Source organism: Acidicapsa borealis, from assembly GCF_059115245.1.
In genome coordinates, this window is the sequence record NZ_JCACNY010000001.1 from 3,571,588 (window position 1) to 3,594,870 (window position 23,283).

19 protein-coding genes are annotated in these 23,283 nt (G+C 59.3%); 9 read left to right on the plus strand and 10 right to left on the minus strand.

The window, feature by feature from the left end; translation table 11 throughout:
- Window positions 1–160: 160 nt before the first annotated feature.
- Window positions 161–1,513, minus strand: a complete 1,353-nt coding sequence (gene tilS / locus AC5S27_RS14650; RefSeq protein ID WP_493935308.1) for a tRNA lysidine(34) synthetase TilS — start codon at window positions 1,511–1,513, stop codon at window positions 161–163.
- Between the two features lie 81 nt (window positions 1,514–1,594).
- Between tilS and ispD the strand changes: the two genes are divergently transcribed.
- The 3 genes from ispD to AC5S27_RS14665 are packed head-to-tail and all read left to right on the plus strand — an operon-like array spanning window position 1,595 to window position 4,873.
- Window positions 1,595–2,305 (plus strand): 2-C-methyl-D-erythritol 4-phosphate cytidylyltransferase, encoded by a 711-nt coding sequence (gene ispD, locus AC5S27_RS14655; RefSeq protein WP_493937317.1) that lies wholly within the window; start codon window positions 1,595–1,597, stop codon window positions 2,303–2,305.
- 52 nt (window positions 2,306–2,357) lie between these two features.
- Window positions 2,358–2,975: a 2-C-methyl-D-erythritol 2,4-cyclodiphosphate synthase gene (ispF, locus tag AC5S27_RS14660; protein WP_493935309.1), complete on the plus strand. Its 618-nt coding sequence runs from the start codon at window positions 2,358–2,360 to the stop codon at window positions 2,973–2,975.
- 53 nt (window positions 2,976–3,028) lie between these two features.
- The gene (locus tag AC5S27_RS14665; RefSeq protein WP_493935310.1) at window positions 3,029–4,873 is read left to right on the plus strand and encodes a M14 family metallopeptidase; all 1,845 of its coding nucleotides are present in this window, start codon (window positions 3,029–3,031) and stop codon (window positions 4,871–4,873) included.
- A gap of 5 nt (window positions 4,874–4,878) precedes the next feature.
- Here the strand turns inward: AC5S27_RS14665 and AC5S27_RS14670 are convergent, their stop codons facing one another.
- Both AC5S27_RS14670 and AC5S27_RS14675 read right to left on the minus strand, forming a co-directional pair.
- Window positions 4,879–5,250 (minus strand): type II toxin-antitoxin system VapC family toxin, encoded by a 372-nt coding sequence (locus AC5S27_RS14670; protein ID WP_493935311.1) that lies wholly within the window; start codon window positions 5,248–5,250, stop codon window positions 4,879–4,881.
- A gap of 3 nt (window positions 5,251–5,253) precedes the next feature.
- Entirely contained in the window at window positions 5,254–5,508 is a 255-nt protein-coding gene (locus AC5S27_RS14675; protein WP_493935312.1) for a type II toxin-antitoxin system Phd/YefM family antitoxin, read from the minus strand.
- A 150-nt stretch (window positions 5,509–5,658) separates the two neighbouring features.
- Between AC5S27_RS14675 and gltX the strand changes: the two genes are divergently transcribed.
- Window positions 5,659–7,137 (plus strand): glutamate--tRNA ligase, encoded by a 1,479-nt coding sequence (gene gltX, locus AC5S27_RS14680; protein ID WP_493935313.1) that lies wholly within the window; start codon window positions 5,659–5,661, stop codon window positions 7,135–7,137.
- A 166-nt stretch (window positions 7,138–7,303) separates the two neighbouring features.
- On the opposite strand, the gene AC5S27_RS14685 is transcribed toward gltX, so the two are convergent.
- On the minus strand, window positions 7,304–8,863 hold the full coding sequence (locus tag AC5S27_RS14685; protein WP_493935314.1) for an amidohydrolase family protein: 1,560 nt from the start codon (window positions 8,861–8,863) through the stop codon (window positions 7,304–7,306).
- A 190-nt stretch (window positions 8,864–9,053) separates the two neighbouring features.
- Window positions 9,054–10,955: a 1-deoxy-D-xylulose-5-phosphate synthase gene (gene dxs, locus AC5S27_RS14690; protein ID WP_493935315.1), complete on the minus strand. Its 1,902-nt coding sequence runs from the start codon at window positions 10,953–10,955 to the stop codon at window positions 9,054–9,056.
- A 369-nt stretch (window positions 10,956–11,324) separates the two neighbouring features.
- Between dxs and AC5S27_RS14695 the strand changes: the two genes are divergently transcribed.
- The 3 genes from AC5S27_RS14695 to AC5S27_RS14705 all read left to right on the plus strand — a co-directional run bounded on the left by AC5S27_RS14695 (window position 11,325) and on the right by AC5S27_RS14705 (window position 16,469).
- Window positions 11,325–11,882 (plus strand): YybH family protein, encoded by a 558-nt coding sequence (locus AC5S27_RS14695; RefSeq protein WP_493935316.1) that lies wholly within the window; start codon window positions 11,325–11,327, stop codon window positions 11,880–11,882.
- A 176-nt stretch (window positions 11,883–12,058) separates the two neighbouring features.
- Complete coding sequence (locus AC5S27_RS14700) at window positions 12,059–14,488, plus strand: PAS domain S-box protein (RefSeq protein ID WP_493935317.1); 2,430 nt, start codon at window positions 12,059–12,061, stop codon at window positions 14,486–14,488.
- Between the two features lie 52 nt (window positions 14,489–14,540).
- Window positions 14,541–16,469, plus strand: coding sequence for an APC family permease (locus AC5S27_RS14705; protein ID WP_493935318.1), 1,929 nt, complete (start codon window positions 14,541–14,543; stop codon window positions 16,467–16,469).
- On the opposite strand, the gene AC5S27_RS14710 is transcribed toward AC5S27_RS14705, so the two are convergent.
- Window positions 16,466–16,939 (minus strand): response regulator, encoded by a 474-nt coding sequence (locus tag AC5S27_RS14710; protein ID WP_493935319.1) that lies wholly within the window; start codon window positions 16,937–16,939, stop codon window positions 16,466–16,468. The genes AC5S27_RS14705 and AC5S27_RS14710 overlap by 4 nt on opposite strands.
- Window positions 16,940–17,196: 257 nt before the next feature.
- Here AC5S27_RS14710 and AC5S27_RS14715 point away from each other — a divergent pair, with 257 nt between their 5' ends.
- A complete protein-coding gene (locus AC5S27_RS14715; RefSeq protein ID WP_493935320.1) occupies window positions 17,197–17,763 on the plus strand; it encodes an outer membrane protein in 567 nt (188 codons plus the stop codon).
- Between the two features lie 24 nt (window positions 17,764–17,787).
- Here the strand turns inward: AC5S27_RS14715 and AC5S27_RS14720 are convergent, their stop codons facing one another.
- The 4 genes from AC5S27_RS14720 to AC5S27_RS14735 form a co-directional block, all read right to left on the minus strand.
- Window positions 17,788–18,681 (minus strand): alpha/beta hydrolase family protein, encoded by an 894-nt coding sequence (locus AC5S27_RS14720; RefSeq protein ID WP_493935321.1) that lies wholly within the window; start codon window positions 18,679–18,681, stop codon window positions 17,788–17,790.
- A 102-nt stretch (window positions 18,682–18,783) separates the two neighbouring features.
- Window positions 18,784–21,327, minus strand: a complete 2,544-nt coding sequence (locus AC5S27_RS14725; RefSeq protein WP_493935322.1) for an ADOP family duplicated permease — start codon at window positions 21,325–21,327, stop codon at window positions 18,784–18,786.
- A gap of 38 nt (window positions 21,328–21,365) precedes the next feature.
- A complete protein-coding gene (locus tag AC5S27_RS14730) occupies window positions 21,366–21,692 on the minus strand; it encodes a PadR family transcriptional regulator (RefSeq protein ID WP_493935323.1) in 327 nt (108 codons plus the stop codon).
- A gap of 145 nt (window positions 21,693–21,837) precedes the next feature.
- Window positions 21,838–22,308 carry a nucleoside deaminase gene (locus tag AC5S27_RS14735; RefSeq protein ID WP_493935324.1) on the minus strand — a complete coding sequence of 157 codons (471 nt, stop codon included), beginning with the start codon at window positions 22,306–22,308 and terminating at the stop codon, window positions 21,838–21,840.
- Window positions 22,309–22,522: 214 nt separating this feature from the next.
- On the opposite strand from AC5S27_RS14735, the gene AC5S27_RS14740 reads away from it, so the two are divergent.
- A complete protein-coding gene (locus AC5S27_RS14740) occupies window positions 22,523–23,227 on the plus strand; it encodes a (2Fe-2S)-binding protein (protein ID WP_493935325.1) in 705 nt (234 codons plus the stop codon).
- The last annotated feature ends 56 nt before the right edge of the window (window positions 23,228–23,283 follow it).

Consider the following 23,283-nt stretch of genomic DNA (forward strand, 5'->3'; position numbering starts at 1 on the left):
TATGAGGGATGTGCAGTCTTGGATCACTCCAGTGCCGCACCGCCGCTGCGTAAGGAACGCAAAATTAGCGCAATCGATTGGCGCAGACTCGGGTCGAGAGCGTTGCATCGTGATGATTCGATTGGGCTTGCATCATGCCTGGCCCCTGTCGCACCGGCGATCACGCCCGGTCAGCCTGCAGGTGGCTACTAGTAGCTCTGACTGTAATTCCTGCGACAGGCTGTAGTTCCGCGCCCTGCATCCAGACCACCTGGCCCTGCCACTCGACAACCGGCCATTCAGCCCGGGCGCTGCCGGTCACTTTCAGCCTCTCCAGCACTTCCTTGATCTTGCGGGGTCCGCTCGAATAGCGAAGGGTCACGCGATCCCCTGCTTTCCAGTTACGGATGACAGCGGCCGGCTGCGGTGCTGGCGATTCAGCTCGAAAGTCCAGGCCAAATGCGGTCGCTTCGCCGGGTACCGCGAGGCTCGTCTCAGGAGATTTGAACGTTGCTGCCAGCTTTGGCGTCGCGGGCGAAAGACGCAGCTCCCGCGGAGTGCGCTCGGCCGCCAGCGGACCCGGCAAATCGAGCTGTTGGCCGCTCCGGCCGTCTGAAACCATGCGGCGCAGGGATTCCGTAGCATCAAAACTCAGAGAAACCCCAAACGTGGCCGCAGCATGGCGCAGCAACCGCCGCTGCAACGCCACCGGCTGCGCAGAGAGCCGGACTACGTCGATCGCGACCGTACTCGAATCGCCGCTGGCCCGTCCACCGCCGCGGACCGGGCGGCCTGACAGCAGCATCTGCGGAGCAAGACGCGCGAGCTCCGCCTGCCAATATTCTTCTTCGTCACGGGCTAGTTCCGCCATATTGCTGAGATGCTCCCGGATCTTCGGATTCCATTGCTCCAGTTCAGGCAGGAGATGATGACGAATTCGGTTGCGCGTATAGGCCGGGTCGCGGTTGGAGGCATCCTCGCGCCAGCCCTGACCAAGATTCGTAAGATAGTCCTCGACCTGTGGCCGTGTAACCCCAAGAAAAGGCCTCAATATCCGCCCTTCCGGATAGGCAACGACCGGGTGAATCGCAGAAAAGCCCTCCGTCCATGCCCCCCGCAGGAATTTGCCCAAGACTGTCTCAGCCTGATCATCCAGAGTGTGAGCCGTGGCCACAGCATCAATGTGCCCCGCAGCCATAAGCTCCCGAAACCACACGTAGCGAAGCCTCCGGGCCGCCTCCTCAATCGATTCGTGGTGCTCGGCCGCCTGCGCCGCAGTATCCACCGTGTGCGTATGAAAGCGCAGCCCCAGCGATCGCGCGAGTTCGGCGGCAAACTCCTGATCCCAAAGAGCTTCCTCGCCACGCAGACCGTGGTTGAGATGTGCCGCATGCAGCACGACCCCCAACTCCGCTGCGCGGGCAGCGAGCGTGCGTGTCAGGGCTACCGAGTCAGCCCCGCCCGAGAGCCCGACGGCCAGGCGCAGGCCCGGTTTTAGCAGCGTGAGGTCGAGCGGCAGGGATGGGATCGTCACGATTCGATAGTAAATCGACGTCGAAGGACCCAATGCGCCACACGGAGGTGGGCAGGCGAAACGTTGTATACTCGGCAGGTTATGCAGGTATTTGCCATACTCCCCGCAGCAGGTCTGGGCACGCGCATGGCCGCGGCGCTGCCGAAGCAGTTTCTGGAACTGAAGGGTCTGCCGATCCTCATCCATTCGCTCAAGGCTTTTGCCTCCGTGCCGCGCGTGACGGGCATCTACGTCGCCGTCCGCCGCACCGAAGTCGAGCGCGTCAAAACCCAGATTGGCGAGTACGCGGAAGCCTACGGTCTCACCGGACGAGTCCACGTCGTTGAAGGCGGCGACAACCGGCAGGAGTCGGTTGTCCATGCCCTCGAAGCCATCGCCGGCAGCGAGGAGGACGTGATCCTGGTCCACGACGCAGTGCGCCCCTTGATCGACGCCGCCACCATCGAGCGAACGATTGACGCAGTGGTTGAGCACGGAGCAGCCATCGTCGGACTTCCCGCCATCGACACGGTAAAGCAGGTAGAACGCACAGCGCACGGCGCTCTGGTGACCTCAACGATCCCGCGCGAATTTGTGGTGCTGGCCCAGACCCCGCAAGGGTTCCGCTCCGGTCTGCTGCGTCGCGCCTTCGCCGAAGCCACCGCGGACGGCTTCGTGGGCACCGACGAGGCCTCGGTCGTTGAGCGCGCCGGACACCCCATCGCCGTCGTTCCCGGCTCTCAGGTTAATCTGAAGATCACGCAGCCGGGCGACCTCGCACTCGCAGAGTTTTATTTGAACCAGCGCGGCTGACCGGGAACGGGCCACGGGCCAACATTTCTGAGATAAGACAGGCACGAAAATTATGGATACACGCATTGGATTTGGTTGGGATTCGCACGCATTCAAGCCTGGAGTACCGCTGAAGATCGGGGGCATGGCTCTCCCACATGACTCCGGCCTCGCCGGACACTCAGACGGCGATGTCCTCCTGCACGCTATCACTGACGCACTGCTCGGCGCCGTAGCTGCCGGCGACATCGGCACTTTCTTTCCGCCCAACGACCCGCGCTGGAAAGACGCCGATTCGGCCATCTTCCTCAATCTCGCGCTTGAAGAGATCCAGCACGCGGGCTACGGTATCGTCAACGTCGATACGACGCTGATTCTCGCCGCGCCCAAGATCTCGCCGATCGCGGGAGAGATGCGCGTCCGCGTCGCCGACCTGCTCGGTGTCGATCTCGACCAGGTCAGCATCAAGGCCAAGACTCCCGAAGGCCTCGGTCTCGACCATGTCGCCCAGGCGCATGCCGTTGTGCTGCTCGAGCGAGTGCGCGACCCCGAAGACCTCAAGAGCATGTCCGCAGTCGTGCAGAGCCAGCGCGAGCTGGAAGACATCGTCGAGGACCTGCTTACCCAGGTCCACGGCGTACCCAAGCGGCGCGAGATCGTGCCCGCCTTCGACACTGAAGACATCACTTAGAAACAGGGAACAGGGCGCAGGGATCAGGGAACAGCAATCAGGATCGGGGGATCATGAGGATTCGTGTATTTGCGCTGACCGTTCTGTTTTGTTCGCTCTTCCCTGCCCTGCCGCACGTTGTGCTTGCTCAGACCGGCAGTGACTGGCAGACTCCTGCTGAGGCTGCCGGATATCGCACTACGCCTGACTACGCCGAGACGCTCAAGTATCTCGACCGAATCGCTGCCGCTGCACCTGGCCAGGTCAAGGTCGAAGACTTCGGCAAGACTGGCGAAGGCCGCGATCTGAAGATCGTTATCGCCTCGAAAGACGGCGTCTTCGACCCGCAAAAGATCCACGCCTCCGGCCGCGTCATCCTGCTGGTGCAGAACGCAATCCACGCCGGCGAAATGGACGGCAAAGATGCCTGCCTCGCTCTGTTGCGCGATATCGTCATAACGAAATCAAAGGCCGCTCTTCTCGATCATGCCGTCTTCGTCTTTATCCCGGTCTACAACGTAGATGGTCACGAACGACGATCGCCTTATAACCGGATCAATCAGAATGGCCCGGAAGTCATCGGCTGGCGCGGTAACGGGACAAATCTCAATCTGAACCGCGATTACATGAAGGCAGATACTCCCGAAGCGCGGGCGTTCCTGAAGTTATTCCACCGCTGGCTGCCGGATTTCTTTGTCGATGATCATGTTACGGATGGCGCCGACTTTCAATATGACGTGACTTATACGATCGACGCCGGACCGGATGTTTCCCCTGGCCTTGCGAAGTGGATCCGCAACACCGTAACCCCCGAGTTGCAGAAGCAAGTGGATGCCGCAGGGCACGTTACATCACCGACCTACATCATGCTCCGCGACGACTCCGACCCCGCACAGGGATTGGCTTTCAATGACAATCCTCCGCGCTATTCGACAGGGCAGATGATCCTAGAGAACCGCCCCGGCATGCTGGTCGAGCTGCACATGCTCAAGGATTACAAGACTCGCGTCACCGGCAACTATGAGCTTCTCCGCGCGTTGCTCGAAGTCATGAATCGTGACGCAGCGAAGTTGATCGCTCTCAATCGTGATGCAGACGCAGAAGCGGCTAAGTTAGGCGCACATCCACTCGATAACTCCAAGTTCCCTTTGCGCCTTGAATGGAATGGCGAGACAACACCATTTCTGTTTCGCGGTTATAAGTACGAGCGTAAGCTGAGCGCCGTCTCCGGCACCATCTGGATCGATTATTCACACGAACCGTGGAACGCCACGATCCCTTTTGCAACCGGGGTAAAAATTGCCCTCGCCACCACGCCCCCGGCGGCCTACATCATCCCGCAGGCGTGGACGAGAGCCATCGACGTGCTCGCGGCGCATGACGTCACGATGCAACGAACCACTGCTGATTGGACGGGCAAGGTCGAGCGCTACCACTGCTCCGGTATGGAATGGCAGGGACCGCCGTTTGAAGGCCGTCACCCCATCTTCAGCGGCGAAGGCGCAGGGGCGGAGCCGGGCAAGTTCGGGCAGTGCTCGCTCACCACGGAAACCGTGACCTATCCCGCCGGATCGGTCGTAGTTGCGCTCAACCAGCGGCTCTCGAAGGTAGCCATCCACTGGCTGGAACCGGAAGCGCCCGACTCCGCCCTGCGCTGGGGATTTTTTGACTCGATCTTCGAGCAGAAGGAGTACGGCGAAGGCTATGTGATGGAGAAGGTCGCCCGCACCATGATGGAAAAGGACCCTGCGCTCAAGGCTGAATTTGAGCAGCGCGTGAAGAACGATCCCCGCTTCGCAGCCAGTGCGGAGGCACGTCTGGAGTTCTTCTACGAGCGCTCGCCCTGGTACCAGGAAAACCGCGTCGGGCTCTACCCTATTGGCCGCCTGCTGTCGCTCGATGGCGTACCCATCAAGTGAGCAAGCTATAGGTGCGGTACGGAGTAGTTCAGAACGAGCGGATCGACGGTTAACAGGACTAGATCCTCAATCAATGCCTGCGCCACCAGCAATCTGTCGAACGGGTCTCGATGATGCATCGGCAGTTCTCCAGCCATTTCTGCGTGTTGAACAGAGATAGGTAACGAACTGAAGTTGTGTCCGAGAATCGCTTCGCCGATCAAGCCGCTGAACATCAGTTTTCCCGTGCCGCGCTTAATCCCGATTTCCCAAGCCACGACTGCGCTGACAACGACCTCATTCGCCGGTGCAGCGATGGCCTGACGAAATGCCTCGGGAATAGCTGAGTTGCCTTCGTTCCACCAAAGAAACACATGAGTATCTAGAAGAAGTCTCATCGGCTAGAGCCCGAACTCCTGCAGGACCTCTTCGGGCAACGGAGAGTCGAAGTCGTCGGCAATATAGGTAACGCCGAGCAGATTGTTTCCAAATTCCCTGCGTGGTTTCGGGCAGGTTTCTTCATTTGGAAAACGAGACAGAATCGCCATCGGCTGACCAGCCTTAGCGATAACAATTTTCTCGCCCTTGGCGGCGCGTTCTACCAAGCTCGACAGCTGCGTTTTCGCCTCGTAGAGATTGACCTGCGTAGTTGCCATGGCATACCTCCTGCTCTTGATTCGGGGCCTTTTCCGACTGCTCTGAGTATGAGCTGAGGTGCGGAGTTGGTCAAGTTGGTCAAGTCCATGCACCAACCCTCTTGAAGCTTTCGGCAGCAGACCAACTGATACGATAAAGAGTTAACGACTATGACAGATCAAAGCACATCTACCGCTCCGATTCGTGTTCGAATTGCTCCTTCGCCGACCGGCGACCCGCATGTGGGAACGGCCTATATTGGCCTCATCAACTATCTCTATGCCAAGCAGCGCGGCGGCCAATTTGTTCTGCGCATTGAAGATACCGACCGCACTCGCTTCGTCTCAACCAGCGAGCAGATGATCTTCGACGCCCTGCGCTGGATCGGCCTGACCTGGGACGAAGGTCCGGACGTAGGTGGACCGTGTGGGCCATACCGCCAGTCGGAGCGAACAGAGATTTACCGCGAGCACGCCGACATTTTGCTCGCCAACGGCTCTGCGTACCGCTGCTTCTGCACTGCCGAAGAGCTCGAAGCAAGCCGCAAAGAGCAGATGGCCGCCAAGCTCCCTCCTCGCTACGCCGGTACGTGCCGCGTACTGACTCCGGAGCAGATTGAGGCGAACCTGGCCGCAGAGAAGACGTTCGTAATCCGCATGAAGGTGCCGAGCGAAGGGTCCACCCCGTTCCGCGATGAGTTGCGCGGCGAGATCGTCATCGACCACTACAACGTGGACGATCAGGTACTGCTGAAGTCAGACGGCTTCCCGACCTATCACCTCGCTAACGTAGTCGATGACCACCTGATGCGGATCACCGACGTCATCCGCGCCGAGGAGTGGATCTCTTCTACGCCGAAACATGTCCTGCTCTACAAGTCTTTCGGCTGGGAGATGCCGCGCTTCTGGCACATGCCTCTGCTGCGTAATCTCGACAAATCGAAGATCTCGAAGCGCAAGAATCCCGTTTCACTGGTCTACTACCGCCACGCGGGGTTCTTACCCCAGGCGATGATCAACTTCCTCGGCTTGATGGGCGGCGGCATGCCGAACGACATCAATGGTGGGACGGAAAAATTCTCTCTCGCCGAGATGGAGCAGCACTTCGACATCAAGAACATCCGCCTCGGCGGCCCGGTCTTCGACCTCACCAAGCTGAAGTGGCTGAATGGCGAGTACCTGCGCGCCATGACGCCCGCGGAGTTCTACGCGGCGCTGCGGACGACCGTACTTTCCGATCAGTATTTGTCCGAAATCGCAGCGCTGGTGCAGACCCGCGTTGAGACGCTCGGCCAATTTGGCGAGCTGACAAATTTCTTCTTTGTCGACAACATCCTCCCCTCGGCCGAAGTCTTTCTGCCCAAGAAGCGCGAACTGGCGGAGACACTGGCCTTTGCCGCCGAGCAGCTTACCGTGTTGGAGGCGACGGATTGGAAGATCGAGGCACTCGACGCAGCGCTCAAGAAGCTTGGTGAGGAAAAGCAGTGGTCTGTGAAGGAGAACTTCATGCTGCTCCGCGCGCTGGTGACGGGGAGCACGATGAGTCCGCCGCTGCTGGAGAGCCTGATTGTCTTCGGCAAGGCGCGAACTCTCGACCGGCTGCGGCGTTTTTTGGACGCTCAGAAGAAATTGGCGAGCGGCAAGAAGTAAGAGGCAGGATTTCGTCACTTCAATTGCGAAGCGTCTCACGGCGATTGCGCATCGTGCCACGCCGATTGCGCAATCTCCATACACGGATTGCGCAACGGTCAGCGTTTATTGCGCATCGATTGCCACCTGCCTGCAGATGCGGCAACCGGCGCCAGGTGAGGCTTCCCTACTTCTTCAGCAGCCCGTCGCGGTCTATCTGGTTGCCATCCACAAACAGCGTATTGATGTGGCGGACGTTCCAGACATTGACCGTCGGATCGTCGTCGAGCACCAGAATATCCGCCCGGCGACCTGCGGCAATCTGCCCCAGTTCATGCCAATTGAACTGCTCCGCGTAGTTGTTGGTCGCCGCAGCCAATGCTTCCCTCGGCGTAAGTCCTAAGCGCACAAGCATTTCGAGCTCGGTATGCATGGAGATGCCGGGCATAGTCCCGGTGGCGGGCGCTCCGCTGGCGGCAAGGTAATGCGGAAAAGCCTCGAAAAGAGCGCGATTGATGGCCCAGAGACGGTCCGCCTGCAGGTCCGCCTTCTTACGCAGGCTCTCCTGCATCCAGTGAATGGTGACGTTCGGCAGATGCTTGGTCCAGGGCGAGAGCTGATAAACTGCGTCACCGGTTTCCGGGTCCGGCGGTGCGTTAAGAGACTGCGGCGAAAGGAGTTGCGCGGCCGGCTCCTTCCAGAGATTGCGGTGGTTCGGCAGCCTTAGATAGAAGGTGCTGAAGGTCGGCATCAGCGCGGCGCGATGAGCGGCAAGGAATTTGGCGTAGTTGCGCAGGTGCAGATCGGTGGGCGGCAGGCGCTCGGAGTAGCCATAGGCGGTGCGGCTTGCCGAGCCTTCCGGGTCTTCCATGAGCGGCTGCTGGAGCTCGTCCGGAACAACGCCCAGCTCATATCTGCCCATGTGCAGCAGGACATCGACGCCGGCCTGTATACCGACTTTGTATGGAGTCGAAGCAAATTCTCCATAGGTGATCATCCCAAGCTGGTGAGCGCGCTCGATGATCCACTGGGTATTTGCCGCGGTAATGTTGTGACCGAGCCAAAGAACTCGTGTGCCGAGACGCGCGGTGTCCGCGAGCTGGCGCGCGGTGTCTTCCGGACTAAGTTCGACCGAGCGCCCCGGAGAACTCTTGGGGTCAGCCAATTTCTTCGACCACTCGGGACGGCTGATGAGCAAGCTCCAGTCGTCGGTGGACCCGATGCTATCGATGAGATAAATGTGGGGTGTGGGGCTGGCATGGGTATCGACGTGGCCACGGATCTCGTCGCTTGCTGCGACGACGGTGGTGACGCCCATGTAGAGGTTCACTTTGGCCTGCGCCTGGCTGCTCATGCCGGCGTAGCCGTCAATCAGACCGGGAACCAGGAATTTGCCGGTGCAGTCAACGACGCGGGAGCCCTTGGGAATTGGAAGACTGGCGCGCGGACCGATAGCGGTTATGCGGCCATCGCGGATGAAAACGACTGAGTCGCGGAGATCATTTGCGGAATGACCCCATTCGGTCACGTCAATGATTGTGCCGCCAACGAGCACCAGGGGTGGCGCGGGAATCAGCTTGGTCTGTTGGGGCTGCGCTGAAACCGGCAGACTGTAGGCGAGAGATAGAGTGAAGAGCACTGATGCAACAAAGCCCGTCGCCTGCCAACGGGATATACCGGGGCGACTCCACTCGAAGAGCAGTCTACGCGGCAAGAACCGTGGCAACATTCGCTTGAGCGCTGGCATCGTGGGAGTGTTCCTCATATTGTTGCATGGCGAGCTGCCCGACCCTGGCCCCGGTCTGTCCAATGGGATGCAAGTTTCCTGGTTTGCGACAGCCGACGCCCCGATACTCGTTCGATGCCGCCCAAGTCAGCATACCCGGGCGGAGGCAAGATGTGCCGGCGACTCCAACGTGCTCGCCTTTGGATGCAATTTAGATCGCAATCCGGGTGCGATGGCGAATGGAGGCCAGATGCGGCTGGAGCTCGGTCCATGCAGCTTCTACGGTAAGTCCGTGGCGGGCGCGAAGCTGGTCGATCTTGCCATGCTCGATGAACTGGTCTGGCCAACCGATACGAACTACGGGAATTGAGATACCGAGCTGGTTGAGCGCTTCGAGGATAGCGGAGCCGAAGCCGCCGGATTTCGCGTGATCCTCAAATGTGACGAAGGCGGAAACACGGCGCGCGTAATGTTCGATGGTTTCGAGATCGAGGGGCTTGACGAAGCGGGGATTGATGACCGCGGCCGAAACGCCCTCGGAGTCAAGACGGGCAGCAAGTTGCTGCGCCATGGTGATGAGCGGTCCGAGACCAAAGATGGCAACATCGGGCTTCGACTGCGGACCTCTGGAGAGGATTTCTGCTTTGCCGATGGGCAGGATTTCGGGACGTGGTTTGCGGGCTGCTCCCGTAACGATGCCGCGGGGATAGCGGATGGCGCTGGGCCCATTGATGGTGAGGGCGGTGCGCATCATGTCGGCAAGTTCGTCTTCGTCTTTAGGAGCCATGACGACGATGTCCGGAATGTCACGCAGGTAGCCAATGTCGAAGAGGCCATGGTGCGTCGGGCCGTCGTCGCCGGAGAGACCGGCGCGGTCCATGCAGAAGACTACAGGGAGCTTCTGCAGGCAAACGTCGTGGACGATGGGATCGAAGGCACGCTGGAGGAATGTGGAGTAGATGGCGCAGAAAGGCCGGAAGCCTTGCGTGGCCATGCCGGCGGCAAAGACTACCGCATGCTCTTCTGCGATGCCTACGTCGAAGTAGCGCTTAGGGTGATGCGGGCGGAAGAGATCGAGGCCGGTGCCGTTGGGCATAGCTGCAGTGATAGCGACGATCTTTTCGTCCTCGTTCGCCAGCTGAACGAGAGTGTTGGCGAAGACCTCGGAATAGGTGACCAGACCAGCCGGCTTGGTTTCGCCGGTTTCTGGATCGTAGGGGCCGAGGCCGTGGAACTTCTTCTGGCCATCGAGGGCGGGCTGGAAGCCTTTGCCTTTTTGCGTGAGGACGTGCAACAGGACCGGCTTGTTTTCGGTCTTGAGGAAGTTGAATGTCTCGATGAGCAGCGGAAGATTATGGCCGTCGATAGGGCCGTAATAAGTGAGGCCGAACTCCTCGAAGAACATGGAGGGCCACAGCATACCCTTTGCAGCTTCCTCGGCTTTGCGGACGACTTTGATGGCGGTCTTGCCGCCAAAGCGTTCGACGAGGCGCGAGGCGGAGTCATGGAGATGCTTGTAGCGGTCGTTGGTGACGATGCGGTGAAAGTAGCTGGCGATGGCGCCGACGTTGCGGTCGATCGACCACTCGTTGTCATTGAGGACCACGATCAGGCGCCTGGTCTGGTCTGCGATGTTGTTCAGGGCTTCGTAGGAGATGCCGTTGGTGAAGGCGGCGTCTCCAGCGACGGCGATGACGTGATTATTGCCGCCGGAAAGGTCGCGGGCGACAGCCATGCCGAGCGCTGCGGAGAGAGCGGTGCCAGCGTGGCCGGCTCCGAAGGCATCGTGATCGCTTTCAGTCCGGAGCATAAAGCCATTGAGGCCTCCCGGCTGGCGGATGGTGTCGAGCTTTTCGCGGCGTCCGGTCAGTAACTTGTGGATGTAAGCCTGGTGGCTCACATCCATCGTGATCTTGTCTTCCGGGGTGTTGAAGGCGATGTGAAGCGCCATGGTCAGCTCAACTACGCCTAGATTCGGGCCGAGGTGGCCTCCGGTCTTGCTGAGGGTCTGGATGAGAAATTCGCGGATTTCCTGGGCGAGTGTTTCGCGTTCCGCAGGAGTGAGGCGGCGGAGGTCCTGGGCCGAGTCAATAGTGTCGAGCAGTGATGCCATTCAAATTCCTTCCCCTGAAGGGGGGTCTTACGAAGCTGCCTGCGATGACGCCGACACTTCCTAAAGCGCGAAAATGCGCTTGCGAAGAAAAAACCCCAATCTGCCGCTGCATTGGCTTGGGGCTCAATTCAATCTGATCTTCACAAGGACCCGGATAGTCCCACACGATTATACCAACATCGGAAATTCGCCTTTCATCGATCCCACTGTCTGTTTGACGCGCTGAAATGCTCAACGGATTGGTGGACGGAATCGTTTTGATTTCGAGTTTGACGGGACGGCAGTGCATTTGCGTGAGATGGCACGAGCGTTCGTTTAGGATATGGGTGCAACTGGGTAGCGGGGTATGCGATGCGACGGAATCGGTGTTTGGGATTGATCTTGCTGGCGGTTGGATTCGGGTTGCTCAGCTGCGCACTCCCCATGGCGGGACAGGTGCTCGATCCTGGAGTGTTGGGACCGGGAGCTTCGACGACCCAGCCCAGTCCCCTGGCGGATACGGCGATGAAGCCGGGGAAGGCTCTTTTGCTGGAGCTGGAGGCGCGCTTTGCAAGAGAGACGGCAGAGGGCGGGGGGAAAGCTTTTGCGGCGTGGTTTGCCGAGGACGCGGTGACGCTCAGCAATGGCCAGGCGCCGGTCCATGGGCACGCAGCTATTGCCAAACAAGCTACCTGGCTGGCGAAGGACTACCAGCTCCTCTGGACTCCTACGGACGCAGTCATGAGTCCTTCGGGGGATATGGGATACACCTGGGGCCACTACGAGGGTCATAGCAAAGATCCAGACGGTAACACTAAGGTAACCACGGGACGTTACCTCACCATCTGGCGAAAAGAGACAGATGGAAGCTGGAAAGTGCTTTTGGATTCAAGCAATGATGAGCCTCCTGGCGCGGGAGACTGCTGTAAGCTGCCTCCCGGGCTCTAGCGTTCTGAAAAACTTGCGGGTACGAAGGTGATTGGGAGTACTGTAATTTCATCTGGAAAAAGGCTAGCCATACATTACTTCTGTTGCACATACCCGCTGGTAGTTGCTGACCCGTTTGTGCGAGAGCCAATTTGACCAGGTTCCTCCATACTCGTGAGAGTTGGTAATTAGCCGCCATGTCTTTGATTCAGGACACAACTCGACCCGAAACCAAAGTCGTGCCGGCTGTTCCTGAGGCGGCCGGTTTCGACTGTACTTCTGATCCTGCTTTAGACGAGCTGGTTCGGTTGGCGGCGGTGCTTTCCGGAGCAGACTTTGCGTACCTGGCTTGGCTGGGAACTGACAGACTCTGGTTCAAATCGACTCATGGATTTCCCGCGACGGCACAGTCGACGAGTGCGAGCCTATTGCTGCTACAGCAGGGGGCACCGCTGCTGATCCGGGATGCTCTGGTTGACGCGCGATTGGGGAACGAAGCTGTCGAGCTGGAGGGGGCTATTCCCTGCCAGTCGTATCTTGGGATTCCCCTGTTCGGCCCAGGCAACCGGGTGATTGGAACATTGGCAAGTCTGGCGGTTGAACCGAACCGGTTCAGCCAGGAACACGTCGGGCTGGTGAGCATTCTGGCGCGACAGGCTGTAACCCGGGTGGAGCTGTATAACCGTACAGCCGCCCAGGAGCAGGCTCAACGATCACGGCAGCGGTTGGAACGGGCGCTGGCGATTGAGCGAAACTTTGTGGCCGCGACCCTGGACTCGATTCCGGCGCTGGTGGCGGTGCTTGATACGGCGGGCCGCATGGTGCGGTTGAATCGTCCGGCGGAAGAGCTAACTGGGTTACGGCTGGCGGATATTGTGGGACGCCCGTTTGTGGACGAGGTACTGGTGGAGCGTGAGGCGCGCGGCTGGGCACAGGACAAGGTGCGGCAGGCGGCGAGCGGACAGGTTGCCGGGCCTTATGAGAATTTGTGGCGCAATGAGCAGGGACTCCCGCGGCGCGTGAGCTGGACGCTGCGTCCACTGGTTGGCCCGGCGGGCGGGATGGATATTTCGCTGGGCGGCGGCGAGGTGCAATACCTGATCGTGAGCGGCCGGGATGTGACCGGGCAGCGGCAGGCGGAGCAGGCTTTGCTGACCAGTGAGGCACGGTACAAGCATGTGGTGGAGAACAGCCTGGGATTTGTGTTCACCTGCACGATCGAGGGTCGGCTGACTTCGCTGAATCCTTATACAGCTGAGAGTCTTGGGTATCGGGTCGAAGAGCTTACGGGCAGGCCGCTATCGGATCTCATGACGAAGGCTGGTTCGCAGAGTTTTGCGGAAAGTTTGAAGACGATTATCAAGACCGGCGAGTACCAGGGAACGATTCCCTTCGAACGGAAAGATGGGACGGAGCGCAAGATTGCCTTTCGCAGTCGGCGCATGGACCTTCCGGGCTCGGCCTCTTTTGTGTTGACGCATGGGATGGACGTGACTGAGCAGCAGGATGCCGAGGATGAGCTGCAATTGATCCGGCGGCAACGGGAGCTGATCCTGGCCGCGGTGGGCGACGGCATCTATGGGATGGATCTTGAAGGCAAGCTGAGCTTTATCAATCCAGCGGCGGCAAAGATGCTGGGCTACACGGCGGATGAGCTGCGCGGGATGGATATTCATGAGAAGGTGCACCACAGTCACGCCGATGGGACGCAACACTCCAAGACCAATTGCCCGATCCTGGTGGCGATGCGGAAACGAGAGGGTGTGCGAATCCGGGACGATGTTTTCTGGCGGAAGGATGGAACGACGATTCCTGTTGAATATGTAGCAAGTCCACTGATGGATGAAGGGCAGATTGCCGGTATGGTCGTAGCATTCCAGGACATTTCGGAACGAAGGCGCTTAGAGCGGATGAAGGACGAATTCATCTCGACTGTGAGCCATGAGTTGCGAACGCCGCTGACATCGCTGCGGGCCTCGCTCGGACTGATCTCTTCCGGCTCTTTGGACAAGCGTCCGGAGAAGCAGAAGCAGATGCTTGAAGTAGCGATTGGCAATTGCGATCGTCTCGTCCGGTTGGTGAACGACATTCTGGACTTCGACAAGGTGGAGCGCGGTGGGATGCCGCTGAACCGCGAGGTTCTCAAGATCAGCGATATTCTCCGGCGTGCGGCGGATGTGGAACACGACGCGGCGTTGAAGGCGCAGATTACTTTCCGTTTTGATGTTTCGAACAAGCTGTTGGTGAATGTGGATCTCGACCGGATTTTGCAGGTACTCGCGGAACTGGTATCGAATGCGATCAAGTTCTCGCCGCCGCAGACGATCATCAAGCTGGGCGCGCAGGCTGTCGAGAATAACGAGATTTGCGTGGTTGTAGAAGACCAGGGCCGGGGGATCGCGCAGGAGAAGCTGGACATGATCTTCGAGCGGTTCCAGCAGGGCGACGCTTCGGACTCACGCGCGCTTGGCGGGACCGGGCTCGGGCTGGCAATTTGCCGTCGTATCGTGCAGCAGCATGGCGGAAAAATCTGGGCTGAGAGCGAGCCGGGCAAGGGCAGCCGGTTCCTGTTTACTTTGCCGGCTGCAGTTGAAGAAAGTAAGACAGAAGCTGTAACCACTTCGTGAGAGAATGCCTTCGGCGGACACGCAGACGCGGGTCCTTTGAGGGATTTTTTCGATGGCTTCAGGCTCTAATATTCTGAATTTGCTGCTTGGCCGTCCTCTGTCTACTTCGGAGGAGCGCGCGGAGCACATAGGTCCGGTTGCGGGCATTCCTATTTTTGGTCTGGATGCGCTGAGCTCCGCGGCTTACGGGCCGGAGGCGGCGCTGACGCTGCTGATTCCGCTGGGACTGATGGGCGTGAAGGAGATTGTGCCCATCAGCTGCGCGATCCTGGCGCTTCTGATCATCGTCTACTTCAGCTACCGCCAGACGATCGATGCTTATCCGCATGGTGGCGGCTCGTATACCGTAGCAACGGAGAACCTGGGCGACAATGCTGGGCTACTTTCGGCGGCGGCGCTGATGATCGACTACGTCCTGACGGCGGCAGTGGGTATTTCGGCGGGTGTGGGTGCGCTGATTTCGGCCGTGCCGAGTTTGCAGCCGCATACGCTGGCGCTTTGCCTGGGGATTCTGGCGCTGCTGACGCTGGTGAACATGCGTGGAGTGCATGACACCGGTGTGGTGTTCATGGTGCCTACGTATCTGTTTCTGATCACGCTGCTGGTGATCATCGGCGTCGGAGGCTGGCACATCATCGCCAGCGGCGGAAGCCCGGTGCCGGTGATGCCGCTGCCTAAGCCAGCGGCGGCGACGGAGATGATCTCAATCTGGCTCATCCTGAAGGTCTTTTCTTCGGGCTGCGCGGCGATGACCGGCGTCGAAGCGGTAAGCAACGGCGTGACGGCGTTCCGCGACCCCGCGTGTGGCAATGCGAAGAAGACACTGACGATTATCATTGCGCTGCTGTTTGTTCTGCTGCTGGGGATTGCGCTGCTCTGCCGCGGTTATGGTGTGGCGGCGACTGATCCCAATGGCTGGCATTACGAGAGCGTGCTGTCGATGCTGACGCGGGCGGTCATGGGCCAGGGGTGGTTCTATTACACGACGATCGCGTCGATCCTGCTGGTGCTCGCACTTTCGGCGAATACCGCGTTTGCCGATTTTCCGCGGCTGACCCGGGCGATTGCGCTGAACAATTTTCTGCCGCATGTGTTCCTGCTGCGGGGACGTCGGCTCCTGTATTCGTGGGGAATTTATGTGCTGGTGGCGCTAACGGCGGTGCTCCTGATCATCTTTGATGGCGTTACGGACCGGCTGATTCCGCTGTATGCGATTGGAGCATTTCTGGCGTTTACGCTATCGCAGGCGGGGATGGTGGTGCACTGGAAGAAGGCTGGCGGCAAGCCGGGGCGGATGTTCGTCAACGGGCTTGGCGCTGTGGCGACCGGTATTACGACGCTGGTCGTTCTGGTGACGAAGTTCACGACCGGGGCGTGGATCACGGCGCTGCTGATTCCTGCGATGATCGTGATCATGCGTTCAGTGCGCAATCACTACGATAATGTGGCGGAGGAGACCAGGCTGGATACTCCTCTGGTTTCGGCATCGGTGCAGGAGCCGATTGTCGTAATGCCTATCGACCGGTGGAGCAGGATTACAGAGAAGGCAGTTTCGTTTGGGCTTTCGCTCTCTACCGATGTGCGTTGCGTGCATGTCCAGTCCGGTGAAGAGCCGGACCAGATCAGCAGGGAATGGCAGAAGCAGGTAGTGAACCCGCTGCATCTGGCTTGCAAGCCGGTACCCAGGCTGGTGGTGCTGACTTCTCCGTACCGGTATATTCTGCAGCCGCTTGTCGATTACATCCTTGCCATCAAACCGCATGAGTCGCAGCGAATCTGCGTACTGGTGCCTGAGCTCGTGGTCCGGCACTGGTGGGAAAACCTGATGCACAACCGGCGTGCTGATCTGCTGAAGGTGCTGCTGCTGATGAAGGGGAATCGAAGTATCGTGGTGATCAATATCCCGTGGTATCTCGACCGGGAATATCCTGAGGCGCATGCGGAGAAGGCCGCAGAGTTGCCCGCTCCTCACCCAAATTAAACGGTCATTTCCGTCATTTCTTTGATCGTGGCGAGTAGGTCGACGGGATGGACCGGCTTTGTCAGCAGTTCAAACGTGTGGCCTTTTCTGTTCGCGTCGCTCATCAGATGGGATGTTGAAGCGTGGCCGGAGAACAGAAGCACCTTGCAGTGCGGGTGAATGGCTTTGAATTGAACGCCGAGGTCGACTCCATTGAGTTGGGGCATCATGACATCGGAAAGCAGGACATCAGGGCAGCGCGACTCGGCCGCCAACAGAGCCTCGAGCGGGTCAGTGAACGAAACGGCCTCGAATCCGCTGCTTTTTAGGATTGCCGCAAGGGTTGTTGCGATCAACGTCTCGTCATCTACGACGTACACCAGTGCCATTTCGCCCCCGAAAGTCTTGCCATGAGCAGATTTACGTTCTTGGATGTAAACGCATCTCTTTGAGTTGCCAAACGTTACTTGCGATTCCTGACGTGCCTTCACGGGGCACGGGTGATCCGCTATTTTGCAGGATAAGCTGCCGCCTAAGGCGCTTCATGGGCTGACGGTTGGCCCGGTTACGGCTCTATCCAGGTGAACCCGGGCGTCCCAACTGGTACGCCGCCCTTGATGTTGGCTGGCGAAGCTCCAATTGCTCAAGATGAGCCGGATTCGGGCTGATAAGCTGAATAAGAACTCTCGAATTGCGGTCTGGTCCGTCTATTGAGAGACCAGCTACGAGCTAGTGTTAGGAGATTTTGGTGAAGGGTAAGTTTTTGTTGTCTGTTGTTGCGTTGCTACTGCCTATGAGCATGATGGGCCAGACGGCCAAACCGGCTGCTGCTCCCGATTTTTCCCGCTATGAGGCTTTCGGCGGTATTGCTTATTCGAGCGCGAACCAGGTGAAGGGTTCCTCAGCGCTTCTCGGTTTTAATATTGGAGCTGACGCGAAGCTGAAGAAGTGGTTTGGCGGAACGGTCGACTTCGGAGACTATCTGAAGACGGCTACCTCGACGACCCATGCAAACCCGACGGTGACGACTTTTCTGGCCGGCCCTGAGGTCTACATTCCTGCCGACAATCTGACTGGATTCTTCCATGTGATGTTTGGCGGCGCGCACACGGGCAACGTTGGCGCGAAGCCGGATATCGCGTTCGCTTACGCTGTGGGCGGCGGATTTGAATACAACGTATCCAAGCACTGGGCGGTGCGGGCTTCCGGCGATGGGATTGTTTCTTCGTTCGTGCTGGACCCGAACAATGAGGGCTTCTCGCCGCATTCCCGGGTAAATCCGCGGGCTACGTTTGGCGCGGCTTACCACTTCTAATTTGCCGATGCTTCTGGCTCTCCCCTACTTCAGGGTCGAGAGCCAGTTGAGCACGGTAATCTGCAAGGCTATGCGCTGGTCAGAGTAGCTGTGATCGGTGGCGAAGTGCGCTTCCTGCACGTGGGTGCTTCCCTGCTTGCGAACGGCAGCTGCCAGAGCTGCCGAGAATGGTGCCAGGCCATCCTCGGAACTGATGAGAAGCAGCGGACGGTTCCCGAACTGTCCCGCATATTCCAGAAAATTCCAATCTTTCTGATGTGCAGTTAACTCCTGCGCGAGGCTTTCGCCGGTGCAGTTGGCGAGGGGCAGGATGTCTTCGTCTTCAAGTCGCTTAGCGAGTATCGCGAGGGACGCCTTGGGATCGTTCGGGACTTCAACAGCCTTGGGCATGTAGCCCATGTTGGCGGCGGAAATCATCGCTGTACCGAGGATGGCCGGGTCGTGTGAACCGGCGTAAGCGGCGAGGAATCCGCCCATGCTGTGACCCATGAGGGCAATGCGCTTGGGATCGGTGCGGAGTTTGGCGGAGTTTACAGGGTCGCGCAGGTAGGCGATGGCCGCCTGGGTGTCTTCAATACAGTTGCCAAAGGTGAAGCTGCCGGGCGAACCCCAGCTACCGCGATAGTCGAAGAATACGGCGTTCCAGCCAGCACGACGAATGGACTGCGCAAGATCGAGATTCTTCTCGTTGCCGGGGAAACCGTGGAGAACGATGACGGTCGCGTGCGGGCCGGCTCCGGGGGCGAGATAGGCAATGGCGTTCAGTGCTGCGCCATGGCTGGGAATCTGAAACGACTGCATAGCCGCCGGATTGGCTTTGTCGCGGGGCGGGTCAGTCGTAAGGGCTGCAGGGATTTGCTGGGCTGCCGCGGGAAGGCTGAGAGCGAGAAGGCAAGCGAAGAGACGCACGGTGGACATGCAGCCATTGTGATGTATCCAGGTGCACGGAACCAAGGATGATTTTGGCGGTCGGGGGGAACCCGGTCTCAAACGCGAGACCGGAGTTCGACCCTGACGGGCTTATTCCTGGTGGAGAGCTCTTGCTATATCGAGCTGGAGCGCGCGGCGGGCAGGAAGGACGGCAGCTATGCCGAAGATAGCCATGAGAATTGCAATGGCGGCTGCGTAGCTGATGGGGTCGAGATTGCTGACGCCATACAGGATTCGGCGGAGGATCTGCGAGATGGCCGCCGTTGTAATCGTGCCGGCGGCGAGACCCATCACAACGGGCCAGGAGAATTGGCGAAGAATGGCAGCGACGACTTGAAATTTCGAAGAGCCAAGTGCCAGCCGGATGGCGATCTCCTTGGTGCGCTGAGAGACGGTGTAGGCTACGAGACCAAGGATGCCCAGGCTGGCCAGAAGCACGGCAACGAAGCCGAGCATGCTGATGGTTTTCGCTATACCGCCCGCTGACTTGGTTTCGCTCACAAATTCCGCCCTGAGTAGACGAATTTCGGGGAAGAGCTTGGGGTCGAGATCGCTGGTGATAGCGTGAAGCGACGGAGCAAGGCCGTCTGGAGCGCCCGCGGTTTTGACGAGAACAACGAGGTCGTTCATGTTGGCTTCCTGCGCGGCGTGGTAGAGTTCGACCGTATCGCCGTCCTGCATGTCCATCAAACGGGCGTTGGCGACCACACCTATGACGATGTCGCCGGGGCCGGAGCCGCTGGCATCCTGCTTGCCGATTGGGTCTTCCCCAGGCCATTGTTTCTGGGCGAGCGAGTCGCTGATGATGACGGCGTGTTGTTCGCCGGGGTAGAAGTTGCGGCCACGGAGCAGAGGTACCTGCATGGTGGCGAAGAAGTCCGGGTCTACGGTGAACGGGAAGATGCGGACCAGGTGCCCATTGATGGTGTTTGAGATGGTCGAGACGCGATTGTGACCGAGTGGCTGCATGGAAGTGAGTGCGACGTTTGTCACTCCGGGAATAGACAGTGCGCGGGCCTTGAACTGAGTCAGCAGGTTGCGCGCATCGGCGGGCTTATAGCCGTGACTTCCCTGCCCCAGGTCGATAGATAAAACCTGCTCATAACCGAAGCCTGGGTTGGCATGGAGCGCATGCTGGGCGGCGCGGACAAGCAGACCTGACACGATGAGCAGGAGACAGCTGGCTGCGATTTGTGCACCGAGCAAGATCTGGCGGACGAGCGTCCGGCGCTGGCGCTGGCGGGCAATCTGCATGGCCGGAGCGAGGCCGAAGAGGGTTGCCGCCACCAATCCGACCGCGAAAGTGAAGGCTATGACGCGCCAGTCGGGGCTAGCGGTCATCCAGACCGGTGCATTCGCGTAAGCCATGGTGATGCGCAGCGTCAGGTAGCCGAGGAGGAGGCCGGTGATGGAGCCGACGGTTGAGAGCAGAATGCTCTCGGTGAAGAGTTGACGGAAGATACGGCCGCGCGTGGCTCCAATGGCAACGCGGATGCCGATTTCGTGTTCGCGGGCAACGCCGCGCGCGAGCAGCAGACCGCCAAGGTTAGCGCAGGCCACGGCAAGGATCAGGAAGGAGAGCCCACCGACGGCAACGAGGACGATGACCATATCGGGCTGCATGATTTGGTCATGCCCCCCTGGGTCGCTGCGGATGTACTCGTTGTCCCAGACGTCTTTCGGGGCGAGCTTGCGTATCTCGTTGGTGAGCGCAAGCAGTTCCTGCTCAGCGACTTTAGGAGATATGTCGGGTGCGAGACGGCCCCACATTTCGACGCCTGAGCCACTGAAGTCGGTGGTGGAGACGGTGGTGTTGCCTTCGATGAAATAGCCGGCCTGGGTGATAGGAGCCCATATATCAAAATGCTGATTTCCAAGAGCTATGAAGAGAGAGGAGGTTACGCCGATGACGGTGGCTGGCTTCTGGTTGATATGGATGATTTTGCCGACGATATTGGGGTCAGAAGCGTAGTGACTCTGCCAGAAGCCGTTGCTGAGTACCACAACCGGAGCGCTCCCCTGCCGCTCCTGCTCTGGATCGATCATGCGCCCCAGAGCGGGCTGAGAGCCCAACTCCTTGAAGTAGTTCTCGGTGACGAATCCGATCTGGACAGCTTTGGAATCGTTCTCCAACTGCTGGCCTGGGACGCCCATGGTGCCCATGACGGCCGATAGCGTGCGGACATGGTCGCGGAAGTATGCCATCGAAGCGTAGGACACGGTGTTCGTGGAAGCGTCGGGCGAGCGGCGTTGCAGGCGGAGGATGGAGTCGGCGCCGCGCACGGGGATGTATTGCAGGAACATCATGTTGAAGAGGCTGAACGCGGTGACGTTGACGCCAATGCCGACTGCAAGGACGAGAATGGCCGTGATCGAGAATCCGGGCGACCGGCGGAGGGTACGCGCGGCGTAGGTCACATCCTGGAAGAAGCGATCGATCCATGTCCAGCCCCAGGCCTCGCGCGCCTGCTCGCGGAGCAGCGCCGGGTTGCCAAAGCGGCGACGGGCTTCCGGTAGTCCGGTGCGTTCAGCCATATCTCGGTGGAAGGCCATTTCGTCGGCGAGTTCGCGGCTGCGGCGAGTCCGGGTAAACAGATAACCGATGCGGCGGAGAATCTCGTTGAGCTTTTCCATGATTGACCTCGATGTGAGACTTCGGATGGGCCTTTTGCCTACGCGGTGCGCAGGACGGATTGGATAGCCTGAGTGACTCGGTCGTACTCACTCAGCTCGGCTTCGAGCTGCTTTTGCCCGGCGGCAGTGAGGCGATAGAAGCGGACTTTGCGGTTGGTTTCAGAGATGCCCCACTCGGCAGAGGCCCAGCCTTTGAGCAGGAGTTTCTGGAGAGCTGGATAAAGCGAGCCTTCTTCTACTTCGAGGACAGAGCTCGAAAGGACGTGTATCCGTTGGGCGATCGCGTAGCCGTGCAGCGGCCCGGAATTCAGGACGCGGAGGATGAGCATGGCGAGAGCGCCGGAAGGCATGCCAGATTTAGGCATATCGCTGCTAGGCATCATTGACATAGGCATAGATTAGCTATGCCTTATGCGCGTGTCAATGCAATTTCCAGGGGTTCCGAAAAATAAATCGCTCGCAAAGTCGCTGCCACTCGTTGGTGCCGAGAACCGCTGGAGAGCATATTCGCTATTCGGGTGGGAGTTCGCCGATGTCTTCGTTCCAGATCTCCGGATGGGCGGAGGTATAGCTGAGGAGCAGGTCGGCGCACTCCTGGCTATCGAGGTCGATGACTTTGACGCCGTGCTCGCGGAGCCACTCGACTCCACCTTGGAAATTACGGCTCTCTCCTACAACCAGGGTGCCGATGTTGAACTGTCGAACAAGGCCGCTGCAGTACCAGCAAGGGGCGAGGGTCGTGACCATGACCAGGTCTCGGTAATTGCTCTGCCGTCCGGCGCGACGGAAGGCGTCGGTTTCGCCGTGGATGGATGGGTCACCCTCCTGCACGCGGCGGTTATGGCCGCGGCTGAGGAGTTTGCCGTCCTGGGTGAAGAGAGCTGCGCCGATGGGGATGCCGCCTTCCGCGTGGCCGAGACGAGCTTCATCGAGGGCTACGGCGAGCATCTGTTGGTAGAGCGAGTGATCCTGATTGTGCACTTGAGTTTCCACTTGATTCAGCATACGGCAGGCGAGTCAGTGGCCGCTCAATCGTATTGATACGACTCGATTCGAGAGGATATACGACTCACAAGAGTGCCCTTTCCGGGAGATCAATGTGGATGAAATTTGATGGCCTCAGCGGTGGTGTAACGCTCTACCGCACGGCGCGTCCATGGGATAGGATGGGCGAATAGATTGTTTGGAGGTTTCGATGGCAGACCAACCGAAACAGAAGGCCGAGCTGCGCGCGGACCAGCAAATGCTGGAGTTAGAGCCACTCTCGGAGACTGGAAACAAGTCTGGAAGCGCCAGCCGGGTCAGCCGCCGCGGCTTTCTTTCCGGGCTGGGTGCCGCCGGACTGGTGGCCGGTGTTTCGCCGATTTCGATGACGGCTGCTCCCGCCGCCACTGTCTCCGCTGCGCAGGAAGCTCCCGCTTCGCTCGCGGCTGTATCGATCAATGGTAAGAAGTATGAGTTGGCTGGTCTGGAGCCGCGAGTCACGTTGCTGGATTTTCTGCGCGAGCGAATCTACCTCACGGGGACAAAGAAGGGCTGCGATCACGGCCAATGCGGCGCTTGTACGGTGCACGTCAATGGCCGGCGCGTGAACTCCTGCCTGACGCTGGCGGTCATGACCGCAGGCAAGGAAGTCACGACGATCGAAGGGATCGGACAGCCGGACAACCTGCACCCAATGCAGGCGGCATTTGTCGAACATGACGGCTACCAGTGCGGCTACTGCACGTCGGGGCAGATCATGTCCGCGGTGGCATTGCTGAAGGAGCCCATCGGGCCGACGGATGAGGATGTGCAGCATGGCATGGCGGGCAATATCTGCCGTTGCGGGGCATATCCGAACATTGTGGCGGCCGTGCAGCAGGTGCGCGGCAAGGTTTCTAGTCCATCCGTGGCTTAAGCGTTCCCTGGGCTGGGTCGCAAAAATTGGCAAGCAGAGCAGATTTGAAGCGAGGA